General features: G+C 49.8%; 16 protein-coding genes and 1 riboswitch. Of the genes, 12 read left to right on the top strand and 4 right to left on the bottom strand.

Translation table 11 applies throughout. The features are described from left to right. The first annotated feature begins 406 nt into the window (after window positions 1-406). The gene (locus tag RDW05_RS01725; protein ID WP_307977613.1) at window positions 407-2,014 is read left to right on the top strand and encodes an MBL fold metallo-hydrolase; all 1,608 of its coding nucleotides are present in this window, start codon (window positions 407-409) and stop codon (window positions 2,012-2,014) included. Window positions 2,015-2,105: 91 nt separating this feature from the next. Here the strand turns inward: RDW05_RS01725 and fba are convergent, their stop codons facing one another. From fba to RDW05_RS01710, 3 genes are all read right to left on the bottom strand, one after another. Next, entirely contained in the window at window positions 2,106-3,035 is a 930-nt protein-coding gene (fba, locus tag RDW05_RS01720) for a class II fructose-1,6-bisphosphate aldolase (RefSeq protein WP_021719683.1), read from the bottom strand. An 85-nt stretch (window positions 3,036-3,120) separates the two neighbouring features. Next, window positions 3,121-3,774, bottom strand: coding sequence for an RNA pseudouridine synthase (locus RDW05_RS01715; protein WP_307977612.1), 654 nt, complete (start codon window positions 3,772-3,774; stop codon window positions 3,121-3,123). Further along, the gene (locus RDW05_RS01710; RefSeq protein WP_210684222.1) at window positions 3,774-3,971 is read right to left on the bottom strand and encodes a DUF896 domain-containing protein; all 198 of its coding nucleotides are present in this window, start codon (window positions 3,969-3,971) and stop codon (window positions 3,774-3,776) included. Before RDW05_RS01710 ends, RDW05_RS01715 begins: the two co-directional genes overlap by 1 nt. A 198-nt stretch (window positions 3,972-4,169) precedes the next feature. On the opposite strand from RDW05_RS01710, the gene RDW05_RS01705 reads away from it, so the two are divergent. The 6 genes from RDW05_RS01705 to RDW05_RS01680 all read left to right on the top strand — a co-directional run bounded on the left by RDW05_RS01705 (window position 4,170) and on the right by RDW05_RS01680 (window position 12,092). After that, entirely contained in the window at window positions 4,170-5,120 is a 951-nt protein-coding gene (locus RDW05_RS01705) for an ABC transporter substrate-binding protein (RefSeq protein WP_307977611.1), read from the top strand. Beyond that, window positions 5,110-6,132 carry an iron ABC transporter permease gene (locus tag RDW05_RS01700; protein WP_293725080.1) on the top strand — a complete coding sequence of 341 codons (1,023 nt, stop codon included), beginning with the start codon at window positions 5,110-5,112 and terminating at the stop codon, window positions 6,130-6,132. The genes RDW05_RS01705 and RDW05_RS01700 overlap by 11 nt, the downstream gene beginning before the upstream one ends. Continuing rightward, window positions 6,132-6,941: an ABC transporter ATP-binding protein gene (locus RDW05_RS01695; protein WP_021719679.1), complete on the top strand. Its 810-nt coding sequence runs from the start codon at window positions 6,132-6,134 to the stop codon at window positions 6,939-6,941. Before RDW05_RS01700 ends, RDW05_RS01695 begins: the two co-directional genes overlap by 1 nt. A 211-nt stretch (window positions 6,942-7,152) precedes the next feature. Then, a riboswitch (cobalamin riboswitch) is annotated at window positions 7,153-7,325 on the top strand. 204 nt (window positions 7,326-7,529) lie between these two features. Further along, window positions 7,530-8,486, top strand: a complete 957-nt coding sequence (locus RDW05_RS01690) for a TIM barrel protein (protein WP_307977610.1) — start codon at window positions 7,530-7,532, stop codon at window positions 8,484-8,486. 167 nt (window positions 8,487-8,653) lie between these two features. After that, entirely contained in the window at window positions 8,654-10,930 is a 2,277-nt protein-coding gene (priA, locus tag RDW05_RS01685) for a primosomal protein N' (protein WP_307977609.1), read from the top strand. A gap of 127 nt (window positions 10,931-11,057) precedes the next feature. After that, a complete protein-coding gene (locus RDW05_RS01680) occupies window positions 11,058-12,092 on the top strand; it encodes a 3-deoxy-7-phosphoheptulonate synthase (protein WP_307977608.1) in 1,035 nt (344 codons plus the stop codon). A 99-nt stretch (window positions 12,093-12,191) separates the two neighbouring features. Here RDW05_RS01680 and RDW05_RS01675 read toward each other — a convergent pair whose 3' ends face one another. Then, the gene (locus tag RDW05_RS01675) at window positions 12,192-12,602 is read right to left on the bottom strand and encodes an ACT domain protein (RefSeq protein WP_021719676.1); all 411 of its coding nucleotides are present in this window, start codon (window positions 12,600-12,602) and stop codon (window positions 12,192-12,194) included. Window positions 12,603-12,997: 395 nt separating this feature from the next. Between RDW05_RS01675 and RDW05_RS01670 the strand changes: the two genes are divergently transcribed. The 5 genes from RDW05_RS01670 to rsmB all read left to right on the top strand — a co-directional run bounded on the left by RDW05_RS01670 (window position 12,998) and on the right by rsmB (window position 17,837). Beyond that, window positions 12,998-14,029: a substrate-binding domain-containing protein gene (locus tag RDW05_RS01670; protein WP_307977607.1), complete on the top strand. Its 1,032-nt coding sequence runs from the start codon at window positions 12,998-13,000 to the stop codon at window positions 14,027-14,029. Window positions 14,030-14,198: 169 nt separating this feature from the next. Continuing rightward, window positions 14,199-14,681, top strand: coding sequence for a peptide deformylase (def, locus tag RDW05_RS01665; RefSeq protein WP_021719674.1), 483 nt, complete (start codon window positions 14,199-14,201; stop codon window positions 14,679-14,681). A 42-nt stretch (window positions 14,682-14,723) separates the two neighbouring features. After that, on the top strand, window positions 14,724-15,659 hold the full coding sequence (gene fmt, locus RDW05_RS01660) for a methionyl-tRNA formyltransferase (protein WP_307977606.1): 936 nt from the start codon (window positions 14,724-14,726) through the stop codon (window positions 15,657-15,659). 32 nt (window positions 15,660-15,691) lie between these two features. Next, on the top strand, window positions 15,692-16,507 hold the full coding sequence (locus tag RDW05_RS01655) for a DUF116 domain-containing protein (protein ID WP_307977605.1): 816 nt from the start codon (window positions 15,692-15,694) through the stop codon (window positions 16,505-16,507). Further along, window positions 16,476-17,837, top strand: a complete 1,362-nt coding sequence (gene rsmB / locus RDW05_RS01650; RefSeq protein WP_307977604.1) for a 16S rRNA (cytosine(967)-C(5))-methyltransferase RsmB — start codon at window positions 16,476-16,478, stop codon at window positions 17,835-17,837. Before RDW05_RS01655 ends, rsmB begins: the two co-directional genes overlap by 32 nt. The last annotated feature ends 13 nt before the right edge of the window (window positions 17,838-17,850 follow it).

Here is a 17,850-nt window from a genome sequence, read left to right as displayed (position 1 = left end):
TAAAACTCCTTTCCTAATTTCAACTTGTGACAATTTATCATGGTTTCACCGCCGTCAGCCTTGCGCTGGCGGTATTTTTCTTCAGCAATTCCATACCCATCGTCAGACTTCCTTTAAAAAATATATCAATCTACATGTTTTGAATTGCGAAAAAATGTTTATATATTATAGTACCATTATAACTCTGTGTATTGCGTCGTGTCAATGTTAGCATGAAAATATATTTGAGTTTTAAAATTTGTAATAATATAAGATTAGGAACTACGTACTTCACAGATGATACGCTTAATATGCAAGTTCCAGATATCTCATCCCACTAATTTCCGCCATAAAAAGGATTTTCCCTTCGTTTTGTAGAATTATAAAATATAACTGAAAATACTACTTGCAGAATGGAGGCTTTGCGATGAAAATAACTTTTTTAGGTGCAACGCGCACCGTTACCGGTTCCTGCTATCTGCTGGAGGTAGGCGGACACAAGTTTTTGGTAGACTGCGGCATGTTCCAAGGCTCCAAGCTGATAAAAGCGCTGAATGAAAAGGAATTTTTGTTTCATCCGGGAGAGATTGAGGCTGTTGTATTGACGCACGCCCATGTTGACCACAGCGGTCTGTTGCCGAAGCTGGTCAAGGAAGGCTTCCGCGGCCCCATCTATTGCACTAAATCGACAGAGGAGCTGTGCTCGATTCTGCTGCCGGACAGCGCGCACATTCAGGAGGGTGAGGCGGAATACGCCAACCGCAAAGGCATGCGTGCCGGCAAAAAGATTGTTGAGCCGCTGTTTACGGTTGATGATGCTGCCAGAGCCTTGCATTTGTTCAAGCTGCGCAGCTTTGGCGAAGCGTTTAATGTTGTTCCCGGCGTTACCGTAACCTTCCGCGTTGCGGGACACATTCTTGGTTCTGCTTTCGTAGAAATGTCTGTTAACGAAGGCGATAAAAAGACGCGCTTGATTTTTACCGGCGATATCGGTCAGCCAAATCAGCCGATTATTGAAGACCCGGCGGCAGCAGGCGGTGCGGATTTTATTATTACAGAATCCACCTATGGCAACCGCATCCATGAAGCCTACGATAAGGAGGGCGAGCTGGCGAATATTATCAACGATACTGTCGAGCGTGGCGGTAACGTTATTATTCCTGCGTTTGCTGTAGGGCGTACGCAGGTACTGCTGTACTATTTCCAAAAGCTGCAGGCGGAAGGCAAAATTCCGGAGATTCCGATTTATGTAGATAGTCCTATGGCCAACAGAGCTACGCAGATTACTATGACGAATCCCGAGGAATATGATGAGGAAGCGCGGGCGCTTTACGCAATGCAGGGACGCAGGCTGGTGTCTATGCATAATTTGCGCTTTACTGCCACGGTGCAGGAATCCATGGCGATTAACGAAATTCCGGGCAGCAAGATTGTTATTTCGGCCAGTGGCATGGCAGACGCCGGTCGTATTCTGCATCACCTGAAGCATAATCTGTGGCGTGAGGACAGCAGTGTAGTTTTTGCCGGCTATCAGGCGGAGGGTACTATCGGACGCAGGCTGATAGAAGGTATTAAACGCATTAAGATTATGGGCGAGGACATCAGAGTCAACGCCAAAATTTACAATATGAAGGGCTTTTCTGCCCATGCGGATAAGCAGCAGCTTTTAGCCTGGTACAGCAGCATGAAGGAGGTGCCTAAGGCCTTTTTCGTTACGCATGGCGAGCTTGATGCAGCTATGGAGCTGGCAGATTCTTTGGGACGCAATCTGGGAACGGCAACCTACATCCCGCACTTTGGTGACTGCGCCGAAATCCATGGTACCGAGTGGCAGATGCATGAATCCGAAATGGTTCAGGTTGAGCCTGCTGCTATCGACCTGCGTGCTTACATGCGTGGCATGGAACACGATTATCTGCTGCAGCGCAGCAAAATTGAGCAGATTGTGGCGCGTAACCCGGACAAGGCGGTTATGGTACGCAAGAAGCTGGAAAAGCTGCATAAGTACATGGATGATATCCTGAAGGATTTGTAAGAAAAAATGATATACGCTTTGCATAAATAAAAAAATGCACCATTCCTTGACAGTAGAGAATGGTGCATTTTAGTTTTTAAATCGTTATAGCTTACAGTCTGTTGCTGCTGTTGAGTACGTCACGCATTTTGTGAGCTACCATGTCCTGGATAGCCTGACGTGCGGGTTTCAGGTATTGGCGAGGATCGAAGTCGCCGGGGTTTTCTACCAGGTGCTTACGGATGGAAGCGGTCATTGCCAGGCGCAGGTCGGTATCGATGTTGATTTTGCAAACGCCGAATTTGCCTGCTTGCAGCAGCATGTCTTCAGGTACGCCTTGAGCGCCGTCCAACTTGCCGCCGTATTTGTTGCATTCTTCAACAAAGGACGGGATAACGGTGGAAGCACCATGCAGAACCAGCGGATAACCAGGCAGCAAGTTGGTGATTTTTTCCAGACGTGCGAAGTCCAGTTCCGGTTTGCCTTTGAATTTGTAAGCGCCGTGGCTGGTGCCGATAGCGATAGCCAAGCTGTCGCAGCCGGTGCGTTCAACGAATTCTACAGCCTGATCGGGATCGGTGTAGGTAGCGTCCTTGGTGTTAACCTTAACAGCGTCTTCAACGCCTGCCAGTCGGCCAAGCTCTGCCTCAACTACAACGCCTCTTTCGTGTGCATATTCAACAACACGACGAGTCATTTCGATGTTTTCTTCAAAAGGATGCTTGCTGCCGTCAATCATAACGGAGGTGAAGCCGCCGTCGACGCAGGCTTTGCAGATGTCAAAATCTTCGCCGTGGTCCAGATGCAGGCAGATAGGCAGACCGGTGTCTTCGATTGCTGCTTCAACCAGCTTCATCAGGTAGATGTGGTTAGCGTATTTGCGGGCGCCGGCACTTACCTGCAGAATCAGCGGGGATTTTTCCTGTTGTGCTGCAGCAACGATACCTTGGATGATTTCCATGTTGTTGACGTTGAAGGCACCAACAGCATAGTGACCTTCGTAAGCTTTTTTGAACATTTCAGTAGATGTAACTAAGGGCATTTGTCTATTCCTCCTTATTCAGGGTAGCCTTACAGCTACTCTGTCTTTACATTAGTATACACTAATTATATCATGGTCTGCTTATTTAGTACAGAAGTTTCTGTAAATCCTCCGGCAAAGCGCGGGTAATTTCTAAAAATACATCGCTTACCGGATGCTTGAAGGCCAGACGGTAGGCATGCAGCGCATGGCGCGCTTGGGGGCCGGGAGTGCCGTAAAGATTGTCGTTTACGAGCGGATGCCCGATGGAAGCAAGGTGAACACGTATCTGGTGCGTGCGTCCGGTAAAAAGACGAACCTTGAGCAGCGTGCAGCTGCTGTAGGCTGCTAAAACCTCATAGGCTGTTTTGGCGTATTTGCCGCGTTCGTAATCAACGCAGCGTTCGATGATACTGCCGTCCTTGCGGGCAATAGGTGCTTCGATAATACCTTCGCTGCAGTCAAAGCGTCCGCAGGCCAGTGCCAGATATTCTTTTTCAACCTGCTGCTGGCTCAGCCAGTGCTGTACAACAGGCTCCTTGGCGAAAATAACCAGGCCGGAGGTGTTGCGGTCTAAGCGTGATACTGGATGAATACCGGCGGTAATACCGTTGGCTTCATAATATGCCTTTACATAATCGTAGAGCGTTGTGCCTCGCTCGCTGACGGTGGGGTGTACCAGCATGCCTGCAGGCTTATCGATAATCAGCAGAAAATCGTCCTCGTAGGCCAGCATGGATGGCGACAGGATAGCAGCCATCAGTGCAGCTGTTTTTTATCCGGCAGCTCGTCGACTACCTCGATGTTATCGAGCTGTGCCTTCAGCTGGCTGCGGATGTTGGACAGATATTCCTTGTACAGCTCCTTTTGCTCTGCCAGTTCCTCCGGGGTCAGGCCGGAGGTTTTTTTCTTTTTGGCTAATGCATTTATGCGGTTAATCATTGCATTGATTTCCATAATATTTCTACTCCTTTGTTATAACAAGCTTATTATTTTATTATACTATTATGAGCGCTTCTTAGCAACTTTCATTGACTACACTTCTGATTTGTGCTATTATGAGGGCGATATTATTAAGCTTTTTTTATCAGAGAGTTATATATATTGCCAAAGCCTTGGGCTTGGGTAATGTAAGATGAGTATGAGGTGATTAACATGATCTTGAAAAAAATTGCTTGTGGTCTATTATGTGCGGCTATGCTGCTTGCTGCCGGTTGCGGCGGTGTAGGAACGCAGACTGGCGGTGACAAGGCTTATCTGCAGCTTACCGATGCTGCAGGCAGACAGGTTTCGCTTGCCAAAAAGCCTGAAAGAGTGGTAAGCCTCAGCCCTTCATATTTGAGTATGATTGAGGCTGTCGGCGGCACCGTAGTCGGTCGCGCCAGCTCCAAGGTAGGCAAAATTCCGGAATCTATGAAGTCTGTGCCGGAGGTGGGCATGGTCTACAATATTAATATGGAAGCGCTTGTCGGCCTGAAGCCTGATCTGGTTCTGGCCAGCAAAAATCAGCATGATAAATTTATTCCCATGCTGCAATCCAACAAAATCAACGTAGTGGAGTTTGATACCCAAACCTTTGAGGATGTAAAGGGTACAATCAAAACCTTGGGCGATATTTATGGTACGCAGGATAAGGCCCAAAAGGAAAATGATCTGCTTGATAAACAGGTTGCCGCCGTTACCAGTAAGATTCCTAAGGAAAAGAAACGCATCGTTATTATGCATGCAACAGCCAGCGCCGTTACGGTAGAAGGCTCGCACAGCATTGCCGGCTGTGTAAGCGATATCCTGGACTTTGAAAACGTTGCTGCTGCAGCGCTCAAGGGAAAATCCAATAAAACTCCTTACAGCATGGAAACACTGGTTGAGCAGAACCCGGAAATTATCTTTATTACCTCTATGGGTAAGCCTGAGGAAATTGAAAACCGTCTGCGCACCGACTTTAAAAATAACCCCGCATGGAACAGTCTGCCGGCTGTAAAAGCAGGCAGAGTATATGTGCTGCCGGAAAAGCTGTTTTTGATTAACCCCGGCCTGCGCTATCCTGAGGCTGTAAAGTTTATGGCACAGCAGGTTTATCCGGAGGTCTTTACTAATGGAAAATAAGCAGTCTGCAGAGCAGACGGAGCATTTTGGTATCGGCCGTACTAAATGGCGTATTACTATTCTTGTGATATTTTTGTTCTTGGCACTATTGGGCAGCTTTTTGAGCTTAACAAAAGGCTCCAGCATTATCAGCATTAAGGAGATTACCGATATTCTGCTTAATCCCGGTGATGATCCGCGCAGTCAGATTATTTGGAACATCCGTATGCCGCGCACCATCGTCGGTGCCTTGGTCGGCATCAACCTGTCGCTTTCCGGTGCGATTCTGCAGGCGATTATGCGTAATCCGTTGGCAGACCCGCATATTATCGGCATCAGCTCCGGCGCAGGACTGGCAGGTGTTGTGATTATGATTTTGTTCCCGGCGATGGAATATCTGATTACGCCTGTTGCCTTCATCGGTGCGATGCTGGCTGCTGTCTGCATTTATATTCTGGCGTGGAAAAACGGCATCAAGCCGGTGCGTATTATTTTGGCCGGTGTTGCGGTATCTGCCTTTTTGGGTGCAGGCATCAGCGGCCTGATGATTTTTTACAGTGACAGAGTGCATGGCGCTTTAATGTGGATGGTAGGCGGTCTTGCCGCACGCAGCTGGCCGCATGTAAATATTATTTTGCCGTATGCTGTTATCGGCCTGATTCTGGCGCTTGCCAGTGCCGCTTATTTGAATATCCTGCAGCTGGGTGATGAGATGGCGCGCGGTCTTGGTGTCAATGTTGAGGTAACGCGCATTATCCTTACGGCTATTGCAGCTTTGCTCGCAGCCAGCGCTGTCAGCGTTGTTGGCCTGCTGGGCTTTGTCGGCCTTGTGGTGCCGCATGCGGCGCGACTGCTGATAGGCAGCGACTACCGCTTTCTGCTGCCTGCCTCCGCACTTTTGGGCATTGCCATTGTTACGCTCAGTGATACCTTTGCGCGTGTAATTTTTGCGCCGATTGAACTGCCTGTTGGTATTATTATGGCCTTTTTGGGCGCGCCCTTCTTCTTATTCCTGTTAAGGAGGGAAATCTGATGACACAAAATAATGCAGCGCCCTTTAAAGCTGTTTTAGAGGCAACGCATATTGATATAGCAATTAACAAAAAAACAATCATCCATGATTTGTCGCTGGCAATTCCTGAGGGTAAGATTACCGCTATTATCGGCCCCAACGGCTGCGGCAAAAGCACAACGCTGAAGGCGATTGCCCGCATTCTGCCGTGCGCCAAGGGCAGCATTAGCTTTTTGGGCAAGGATATTCATAGCCTGTCGCACCGTGAATTTGCCCGCTGCCTGGCGATTTTGACGCAGTCACCGGTTGCGCCTACGGATTTGACGGTGCAGGATTTGGTTGAAATGGGACGCTTCCCGCATCGTAGCTTCTTAGGGCGCGGTGATAAGGATGATGCACAGCACGTTGCCTGGGCACTGGAGCAGACCAATATGACGTCGATGAGCCACCGCCTTCTGCACACGTTGAGCGGCGGCGAGCGTCAGCGCGCATGGATAGCAATGGCGCTGGCACAAAGACCGCAGGTGCTGCTGCTCGATGAGCCCACGACATATCTTGATATCTGTCACCAGCTGGAGGTTATGCAGCTGCTTGATAAGCTCAACAAGGAGCTGGGACTTACTGTTGTTATGGTTATCCATGATTTGAACCATGCCATTCAGTACGCCGATTACGTTGCCGTTATCAAGGCGGGACGCTTAGTAGTCAGCGGTGAGCCTAAGGAAATTGTTACGTCCAAGCTGCTGGCGGACGTGTTCCGCGTGCAGGCAGATGAGTTTGCGTGCAGTAATGGGCTTCCCGCCCTTGTACCAATTACAGTCTGTCGCTAAAGTCCTGTTTTATTAAAACTGTCGCTAAACCATTGTCTGCGTTATGGTGCATATTCAAATGCAAACTCCCGAAAGCATCGTGCTTGCGGGAGTTTATTATTCTGCAGTATGGATACGGAAAAATTTTCATATCTCTCTTGCCAAAATTTTTGATTGATGATATACTAATTATACTATAAATAGTAGATATTACTATTACACAGCTTTCGTCAGATAAAGAAAGCAAGACAATAAAAACTTAATATGTTTTGAGCAGAAGGGAAACCAGTGTGAACCTGGTACTGTACCGCAACTGTAATGTGAGCTTGGCAGCGCATATCCTCACAAGATGCTGCCCTGGCGATGAGCTTAGTCAGAGTGCCTATGCCCAAAAGTTTTTTCCGCAAGCTTGCGATGTACAGGTGAAAGGAAGGATGGTAAAACCATCTTTAGTATTCGAGTAGTGCTGCTTGTGTGAGCTAAATTATGACTGCAGCGTTACCGCCGCAGTTTTTTTATGAACCAAGGATTCCAAGCTATTTGCCGGTAGCACAGGTGAAGCAAGGTTTACGTTAAGAGCGTGCAGTATGTAGCAAAGAAGGGTGAGAAATGACTAAGCATCTTATTAACTATTGTCCGATTGATTGGTATGAAGATGAGCTGAAGCGTAAGGGGATGACCTTGGCTGATTTAGTGCAGCAGCTGGGGGTCGACGGTATTGAACAGTTTGTTTACAGAGAGCCGGGAGCTTTCCCTGATTACAAGGATTTAACCTTTGGCGCACATTTGAATTATTGGCCGTACTGGATGGACTTCTGGCTGCGAAAGGCTAAACGCCTGCAGCAGCAGTTCCGCAGTATTCACGAACGCCAGACATATTTTAAGACAGCCATGAGCTGTGATGAATGGCTGGCGGTTATCCGCCGCAATATCTGCGCTGCTATTTCGCAGAAGCCGGAGTATTTGGTATGGCATGTAGCAGAGGCTGATACAGAAACAATCTTTACCTTTGATTTCCATTATGATGACCGTGAGGTATTGGCTGCTTCGGCAGATGTTTTCAATGCAGTGGCGGATGAGATTCCTGCCAATGTAACGGTGCTGTTTGAGAATTTGTGGTGGCCCGGTCTGCGCCTGACGGATGCGCGCAAGGTGAAGTTTTTCTTTGAGCGCATTGAGCGCAAAAACGTCGGCATTATGCTTGATACCGGTCATCTGATGAATACGAATCCGCGTCTGCGCACAGAGGCGGAGGCAGCGGATTTTGTCTGCCGCACGGTGGACAAGCTCGGTCCGTATGCTGAGCTGATTAAGGGCGTGCATCTTTCCTGCTCGCTTTCCGGCAAGTATTTGCGCAGCTTTGAACGCAAGGTGCCGGCTGATTCAAGTGCGGAAGTTATTTGGCGTCATATTGCGGCGATTGACCAGCATAAGCCTTTTACTACCACGGCAGCTAAGCAGATTCTGCAGTGCGTTCAGCCGCAGTATGTAAATCATGAGCTGGCATATGAAACTATCGAGGAAATGATTCCGCTGATGCAGCAGCAGCTTTCTGTTGCCAGATAAATAAATATGAATTTTTCGCAGCGTCCCGATGGCTATCGGGGCGCTGTTTTGCGCTTTTGAGTATGGTTTGAATTTGCTTATGCTTGCGCTTGTGGAGGCTTTGACGTTTTATCTTCTCTTTGATTTATGTTATAATAAGCTACAAGTATGTTTGCAGGAGGTTGGCCATGTTTGCTGTTAATGTTGCGATAAATTTACCGGTAAAAAATCTATTTCGTCAGTTTACCTACAGTGTGCCGGAAGCGCTGCAGTTTATAGACAGCGGCTGGCGTGTAGTTGTTCCCTTCAGTGGCCAGAAGGTGGAGGGCTTTGTGGTGGAGCGTGTGCCATTGCCTGCTGACCTGAAGCTACGCGGTAAGCTGAAGCCTGTGGAGGCAGCCTTGGGCGATACTCCCTGGTTTGATAAGGAAATGCTTGCTACTGCCAAATGGATGGCAGATTATTATATGTGCTCGCTGGCAGAGGCGATGCGCCTTTTTGTGCCGGGAAAATCGAGCATTAAGCGGCGTGCCGTGCGTGATGCGCAGGGACGTTTGCTTTATTATGTTTATAATGAGCGCTTGCAGGAAAAAACTGTGTTGGCTTACCGCATCAATGTAGCAGGAAGGCAGGCGTTGGTTGATGGAACATTAGCAAGGCGTGCCAAAGGCCAGCATGCTGCCCTAGGCGTGCTGGCGCAGGCTGCGGGAGCGCTGAGCGTAAGCGAGCTGGCGCAGCAGGGAGTGAGCGCTGCGGTGGCGCGCGCATTAGCGCAGAACGGTTTGGCAGATGCTGTGCAGAAGCGTGTGCTGCGCAACAGCTACAATACGGTGCAGGAGCGTGGTGAAAGCCTGCAGCTGACGGCGGAGCAGCAGGATGCTGCGGCAAAGATTAATCAGGCGATAGATGCACAGCGTGCGCAGTCGTTCTTGTTGCAGGGAATTACCGGCAGCGGCAAGACGGAGGTTTATCTGCGCGCGGCGGCTCATGCTGTGGATGCAGGCTGGCAGGTGCTGATGCTGGTGCCGGAAATTGCGCTCACAGCACAGCTGGTGAAGCGCTTTCAGGCGTGGTTCGGCAGCGAAATTGCTGTAGCGCACAGTAAGCTTTCACAAAACGAAAGAGGCGACGTGTGGTACCGCATGCGCACAGGCAAGGCAAGGGTGCTGATTGGCGTGCGCAGTGCCGTGTTCGCTCCGTTTGAAAAGCTGGGCCTGGTGATTGTCGACGAGGAGCACGAGGGCAGCTATAAGGAGGAGGACCACCGCCCGCATTACAATGCGCGTGATGTTGCCCGCACCCGCTGCCGCCTGACCGGCGCAGCTTTGGTGCTTGGCAGTGCTACGCCTGATTTATGCACGTATTATAAGGCACTGCAGGGCGAATGTACACATTTGCATCTTACGTCACGTCCTAATGGTGCTGCTTTGCCAAAGGTTGAGATCGTGGATATGCGTAAGGAGCTGGAGGCACGAAATTTCAGCGTGCTGTCGCGCGCGCTGCAGCAGGCGCTGGTGATGACGGCGGCGGCGGGGGAGCAGGCGATTGTCCTCTTGAACCGCCGTGGCTATTCTACCTTTGTGATGTGCCGTGACTGCGGCCAGACGATTACCTGTCCGCATTGCGCCGTAGCAATGGTTTACCATAAGAAAAACGAGGATTTGCGCTGCCATTACTGCGGTAACACGATGCCGCTGCCGCAGGAATGCCCAAACTGCCACAGCCGTCGCATCAAATATTTCGGCAGCGGTACGCAGAAGGCGGAAGAACAGCTGCAGCAGCTGCCGGAGGTGCGTGTGCTGCGCATGGATCAGGATTCGACTGTGGCGAAGTTTGCGCATGCCGATATTTTGCGGCGTTTTGCAGGTGGCGCGGCCAATGTTTTGATAGGTACGCAGATGGTGGCGAAGGGGCATGATATTCCAACTGTAACGCTGGTGGGAGTACTGGCGGCGGACAGCACACTGCATCTACCGGATTACAGAGCGTCGGAACGCGCCTTTTCGTTGCTGACGCAGGCAGCGGGGCGTGCGGGACGCGGTGACAGGCCGGGACATGTAATCTTCCAGACCTATGATCCGGATAACCCGATTCTGCAGCTGGCGGTGACGCAGGATTACGACACCTTTGCCAAGCGTGAGCTGCAGGAGCGCCAAAATTATTTTTATCCGCCGTTCGCCCAGATGCTTAAGCTGCAGGTGGTGGATAAGGATGAGGGCGCAGGCCTGGCATTGGCGCAGCAGGTTGTCTTTTATCTGCAGAGCTTGAAGCTGCAAGGCAAACTGGAGGATTTGCTGATTGCAGGACCGTTTCCCTCACTGGTGGCGAAGGCCTATGACCTGTATCGCTTCAATGTGCTGTTGAAGGCGCGGGATTTGAGGGAAACAAAGGAAGTATTGTTGAACAGTGAATTCAAGGAAAAGCCTAATCTTTACTTTAATGTTGATCCTGTAAGTGTAATTTAACATTGTAAATGATTGTATAAAAACAGAGTTTGTGTTACAATATAGGAAATTTAACACTGCTAATACCGGTAGAATGTTGCAGAAAATCTGCCGGTGTCAGCAAATTGATTAATGGGAGTAATTGTTTATGAGCATGCAGATGGAATTTATCAAGGTGCTGCCGTCGCCGCAGGCCTTAATGGAGGATTATCCGGTAAGTAAGGCTTCTAAGCTGCTGAAACTGCAGCGTGACGAGGCTATAAAGAATATTTTTACAGGCAAGGATGACCGCTTTTTGCTGGTTATCGGGCCTTGCTCCAGCGATAACGAGGACGCTGTGTTGGACTATGTTTATCGTCTGGCCAGGCTGCAGGAAAAGGTACAGGATAAAATTTTTATCGTACCGCGTCTGTACACCAACAAGCCGCGTACTATCGGCGTAGGCTACAAGGGGATGCTGCACCAGCCTTCTCCCGAGGGTGAGGAGGATATGCTGGGCGGTATTATCGCTATCCGTAAAATGAACGTGCGCGTGGTAGAAGAAACAGGCCTGACCGGCGCCGAGGAAATTCTCTATCCCGAGGTTTTCCGCTATCTGTCGGATTTGCTGAGCTATGCCGCAGTCGGCGCACGCTCCAGTGAGGACCAGCTCCACCGTATGATTGCCAGCGGCGTAGGCATTCCCGTTGGCATGAAGAATCCTACCAGCGGCGATTTGTCTGTTATGCTCAACAGTGTGGCGGCAGCGCAGCATGAGCAGGAATTCCTTTTCCGTGGCTGGGAGGTGCGCACCAAGGGCAATCCGCTGGCGCATTCTATTCTGCGCGGTTATGTTGATCCCATTGGCAACAGCTTCCCCAACTACCATTATGAGGTGCTGAAAATCGTTATTGATATGTACGCAGAACGTCAGCTGCAGAATCCGGCAATTATTGTGGATACCAACCACGCTAACTCCGGCAAAAAATATCTGGAGCAAATCCGCATTGCCAAGGATATCGTGCATTCCCGTAAGCTGAACGCGGACATCAACAGAATCGTCAAGGGCCTGATGATTGAAAGCTATATCGAGGACGGTGCTCAGGGCGTGCATGACGGCGTTTACGGCAAATCTATTACCGACCCCTGCCTGGGCTGGGAAAAAACGGAAAGATTGCTGCTTGACCTGGCGGAAGAACTGTAAACTGATAAGTATGAGCTGCTGCAGCGAAGACTGCGGCAGCTTTTTTGCATGCAAAAAGACCGCCTGCTTCAGCGGGCGGCCTCTAAACATTCTCAGCTATTAAAATGTTTCCAGCAGCTTGTAGCCACGACCGATGAGGAAGGTGGCAGTTTCCGGCTCGTTGGTTTTGAAAACTACTACTGGCTTAACATTATCACGGTTAAAGGAAATATACAGATAGGAAATGTCGATGTTGGCACCGTGGATAGCGGAAAGAATTCCGTCCAGATAACCCGGAGTATCGTTCATCTCTACGGCAATAACCTTGTCCTGACGGCATTGGTAGCCTTCTGCCTTCAGCACCTCGATAGCAGTTTCTGCCTTGTCCACAATCAGGCGCACAATGCCGAATTCCGCGCTGTCATTGGCCAGCATGGTGTAAATATTGATATTGGCTTTAGCGAGAATGGTAGTGATTTTGAACAAACCACCCTCGTTGTTTTCGGTGAATAAAGAAACCTGGTTCAGCATATGTAAAAATCCTCCCTCAATTATCATAATCATAAAGCATACTGTACAGTTGTTAGCTTTTGTTTGCTTGATAATAGATTATAGCACAAATTTCGGTGACAAGAAAGATGTTTTTGTAAAGTTATCCTAGTGTAACGCATGCTATTGTGAATTGAATGAGGACAAAAATAATATTTGTTTTTGTTTTGAAAGAAGCAAATAACAGGTTTTTGGGTTAAGGCTGATGCTTGCTAACCATTTTAATCTTTAGCGTAAATGTTTCAGTAGACTTCTAGTTGAAACGAATAAAGATTTCAAATTACTTGATTTTTCGTATGAAAGTGCTATAATAATTCTTAAAATATATGAACAAACATCGAAGTGTTTGCAAGAAGGCGGAGGTTGATAGTATGGGTATGAAGAAATTATTAGCAGTTTTATTCTCGGCTTTACTGCTTGTAGGCGTTGCCGGCTGCGGCGGCAACAATGCGCAACAGGGCGCGGTGACACAAAAGGTTATGAACGCCAAAACTAAGCAGGATTTTGAGCCTGTAACAGAAATTAAGGAAGGACGCAAAAACGTTTATGCCGTACTTAAGGTTATGAAGGGCAACTATTGGGAAGAGGTTATCCGCGGCATTAAAGACGGAGCAGCTAAGGCTGACGTTAACGTTTATGTAGGCGGCGTTATGAAGGACGGCGACTGGGAGCTGCAACGCGATATGGTCAAAGAGCTTCCCGGCAAAAATGCGGACGCAGTAATTCTTGCTCCGGCGGACAGCTCCAATATGACGGCAAGTGCGAAAACTCTGCGCGAGCAGAAGCTGCCGGTATTTTTGGTTGATACCGCATTGAGCAGCAATGATTACGATGCAGCTTTCCTTACCAACAACCTGGAGGCAGGTGCCGAGGTTTGCCAACAGATGGTAGAGCAGATGAAGGCTAACGGCGTTAAGGAATCCGAGGAGGCAACAGTTTTGGTACATGTCAGCACCTTGGCCAGCACTACGATTGCCGACCGTCTGAACAGCATTATGGCAAACTGGGGTAAATTTGCTCCTGCAAGCTGGAAAATCGAACATGATTATATTATTAACTACGGTGATGAAGCGGGCGCAGTTAAGCTGGTTACCGAAAAAATCAAAAATACTCATAATGTTAAAGGCATTATCGCCTGCAACAACGGCTCCACCAATGCGACCGTGGAGGCTGTAATGGCTGCAGGCCGTAAGGATATTGCCGTTACCGGTTTTGACCTTGGCAAAAAGACTTTACTGGGCCTGGAGGACAAGAACTATAGTATTGCCGTTGCCGTACAGAATCAGTACAAAATGGGCTACGAGGCTGTGATGGCTGCCGCTGCTGCAGCAAAAGATGGCAGCAAGCCTGCACAGAAGCTGGTAAATACCGGTATCCGTATGGCAGATAAAAATAATTATAAAAAATAGATAACAAAAAAGCTTAAGAGCCTTCTGCTTCTGACGGGAAATCCGCCTGATCCAGAAGGCTTTTGCAGTATTTGCTTAAATATATGAGGAAGCCTGTGCAGAGAATTTGTTTTTTCCTGTAGTAATGTGTTATAATGAACTATTGGAATAGCTACAAGGAGGAACAAAAATGGCTAAGTTAAAAATAGTGATTGCCGGCGCTCCGGTGCTGCGTGAGGTGGCTCAACCGGTAGAGCGTATAGATAAAAAATTGCAGCGTCTGCTGCGCGATATGGCAGAAACAATGTATGCGGCCGACGGCGTGGGGCTGGCTGCACCGCAGGTGGGTGTAAGCAAGCGCGTTGTAGTTATCGACGTAGGCGAGGGTCTGTATGAGCTGATTAACCCTGAAATTGTTAAACGCGAGGGCAAGGTGCTGGGCAGCGAGGGCTGTCTATCCGTGCCTGATTACGAAGGCGAGGTAGAACGCTCCGAATATGTGGAATGCGAATTCACCGACAAAACCGGTCAACGCATGCTGCTTTCCGCAAGTGGTCTTTTGGCTATCTGCATTCAGCATGAGCTGGACCATTTGGACGGCATTCTGTTCATCGACAAGGCTAAAACCATTTCGCCTAAGCAGAAGGAAAATCCCGAGGATGCTGTAAGATAAATCCTGAGTGGGATATGAAAAAAGATATACGGAGGAAAACAAATGCGTATAGTATTTATGGGAACACCGGATTTCGCAGTCGGTAGCCTGCAGGCGCTGTGCGAAAGCGGTAAGCATGAAATTCTGGCGGTAGTAACTCAACCGGACCGTCCGAAGGGACGCGGCAACAAGCTGCTGCAGACACCTGTTAAGGAATATGCGCTGGAGCAGGGATTGACTGTTTACCAGCCGCAAAAGGTAAAAACCCCTGAATTTGTTGAGCTGCTGCACGAGCTGCAGCCGGAGCTGATTGTCGTAGCTGCCTTCGGCCAGTTCTTGAGCAAGGAAATTCTGGAGCTGCCGAAATACGGCTGCATCAACGTACACGCTTCGCTGCTGCCGAAGTATCGCGGTGCGGCGCCGATTCAGTATACCATCATCAAGGGCGAAAAGGAATCGGGCGTAACAATTATGCAGATGGATATCGGTATGGATACCGGCGCTATGCTGGACAAGGTAGTAGTGCCTATTGCAGAAAATACCACGATGGGCGAGCTGCATGACGCTCTGCGTGAGCAAGGTGCGGCGCTGCTGCTGCAGGTTATCGACAAGATTGCGGCAGGTACTGCCGTTGCGGAACCGCAGGATAACGAGCAGGCTACCTATGCAACGCTTTTGGACCGCAGCATGGAGCATATTGACTGGAGCAAAACGGCGCAGGAGGTACACAACCTTATCCGCGGCTTTAACCCTGCACCTAGCACCTTTACCAAGCTGCCGAACGGCAAGAGCCTGAAAATCTGGGGCAGCAAAATGACCGGCAAAAGCAGCACTGCTGCTGCCGGTACCGTTATCGAAACTGGCAAGCACAGCTTCTTTGTTGCTTGCGGTGAGGGCGTACTGGAAATCACCGAGGTACAGCCCGAATCCAAAAAACGTATGCCGGCGCAGGTTTTCCTGAACGGCCGCGGCGTACAGGAGGGCGACCTGCTTGCCTGAAGCAGGCTGTGATTTGAAGGAGTAATCTTTTAATGAACGAAGATAGTGTATTTAAGCCCAAAAAACGTATATTTATGGCTCTGACCTCCATCAGCGCCGTATTAGGTGCGTTGATGTTTTATGTTGTCTGGAAGGTAACCTTTCCGGGACTTTATGAAATCAGCCGGTTTCTGCCGATAATTTTCGGCTTTTTCGGCGTACTTATAGTGTTGGCGATGCTCAGCGGCGTTCTGGGAATTGTTATGGCGCTGTTGGGAATACCGGTACTTAAGATTTTGTATTTTTGGGCGTGGAAGGCAATTAATATTCTTTTCCCCTTTGCGGTAGTACTGGGACGCTTGTTCAACATTCCCCGTGACCGCATCGAGCAGTCCTTTATCGAGGTCAGCAATAATCTGGTACTGCAGCATAAGGTGAAGGTGCCTGCCAATCGAATTATGATTTTAACACCGCATTGTATCCAGCTGGATACCTGCGTACATAAGATAACCCGTAACGTAGAAAACTGCCGTCAGTGCGGACGCTGCAGTGTAGGCGCTATGCTGGGGTTGGCGCACAAATATGGCTGCCATTTTGCCGTAGCTACCGGCGGTACCCTGGCAAGGCAGATGGTTAAGCAGGCAAGGCCAAAGGCTATTGTGGCCGTAGCCTGCGAGCGTGATCTGACCAGCGGCATTCAGGACGTGTTCCCGCTGCCGGTGTTGGGCGTTTTAAACGAGCGTCCCTTTGGTCCCTGCTTTAATACGCGGGTAGATATTGATAAGCTGGAAGCAGCAATTTTAGCATTTATGGAAGATGATGAGGAAGAAACAAAGCATGCGGAAGGAACAAAAAGCAAATTATCCTGAGAGCGCTCGCGGAGCAGCGGCGCTTTTGGTGCGTATGGTGCTGGAGGACGGCGCTTATACGAATATCGCGCTGAACCAGTATCTGCGTGGCAGCAGACTTAGCGACCTTGACAGAAGGCTGGCAACGGAGCTGGTCTACGGCACTGTAAAGGCCAGCGGTACGCTGGACTGGTATCTGGCGCAGTGCGTCAGCCGTCCGCTGGATAAGGTGGCCGGTGATATTTTAGCGATACTGCGCATCAGCACCTATCAGCTGCTGTATATGACGCGCATTCCTGCGTCGGCGGCAGTAAACGAGGCTGTGAAGCTGGCACGCTCGGTGAGCCATGAGGGCAGCGCCAAGTTTGTCAACGGCGTTCTGCGTGGTCTGCTGCGCAAGCAGGAGGCAGGTGCGTTCGTCCTGCCCGATGCCGAAAAGCAGGATGCCGATTATCTGTCGCTGAAATATTACCATCCGCGCTGGCTGGTGAAACGCTGGCTGGGACCGTGGGGACGCGGCGGCACCGAACGCCTGCTGGCATTTGATAACACGGCTGCGCCGGTGTGCCTGCGTGCCAATACGCTGGTGACTACGCGCGACAAGCTGGTGGCGGATTTGACGGAAATGGGTGCGCAGGTGCGTGCTTCCGAATGGAGTCTCTACGGAATTGTGGCAGAGCATCTGCCGTCGCTGCATACACTTTTGGCGGCACTGCCGCAGCATTTTTACATTCAGGACGAAAGCTCTATGCTGGTAGCGCCGGTGCTGGCGCCGCAGCCCGGAATGCGCGTGCTGGATATGTGCAGCGCTCCCGGCGGCAAGGCAACACACGTGGCACAGCTTATGCAGGATAAGGGCGAGGTTATCGCCTGCGATATCCACGAGCACAAGCTGGAGCTGATTGCCGAAAACGCTGCCCGTCTGGGTATGAAGAGCGTCAAAGCACTGCAGAACGATGCTCTGCAGCTGCGCAGCGAATGGCTGGGCGCGTTTGACAGAGTTTTGGTTGATGCACCCTGCTCCGGTTTGGGTGTACTGCGCCGCCGTGCGGAAGCACGCTGGCGCAAGCAGCGCAAGGATTTGAAGCTGTTCCCGCCGCTGCAGCTGGCAATTTTAAAGAATGCCGCACAGTACGTGAAGGATGGCGGTACCATGGTTTACAGCACCTGCACGATTGAGCAGAGTGAAAACCATTATCTGGTAGAAGAGTTTTTAACGCAGCATCCCGAATGGCAGCGTGTGGAATTTACGCATCCGCTGACGGGTGAGCAGGTACAGGAGCTGCAGCTTCTGCCGCAGAATGACGGCATCGACGGCTTTTATATCTGTAAGCTGATGAAAAAGCAGTAATATAGAGGTAAGA

The sequence above is a fragment of the uncultured Phascolarctobacterium sp. genome, from assembly GCF_902463975.1.
Lineage (GTDB): Bacteria > Bacillota > Negativicutes > Acidaminococcales > Acidaminococcaceae > Phascolarctobacterium_A.
The sequence above is the reverse complement of the archived record's forward strand: the minus strand, read 5'-3'. Positions and strand labels throughout refer to the sequence as shown.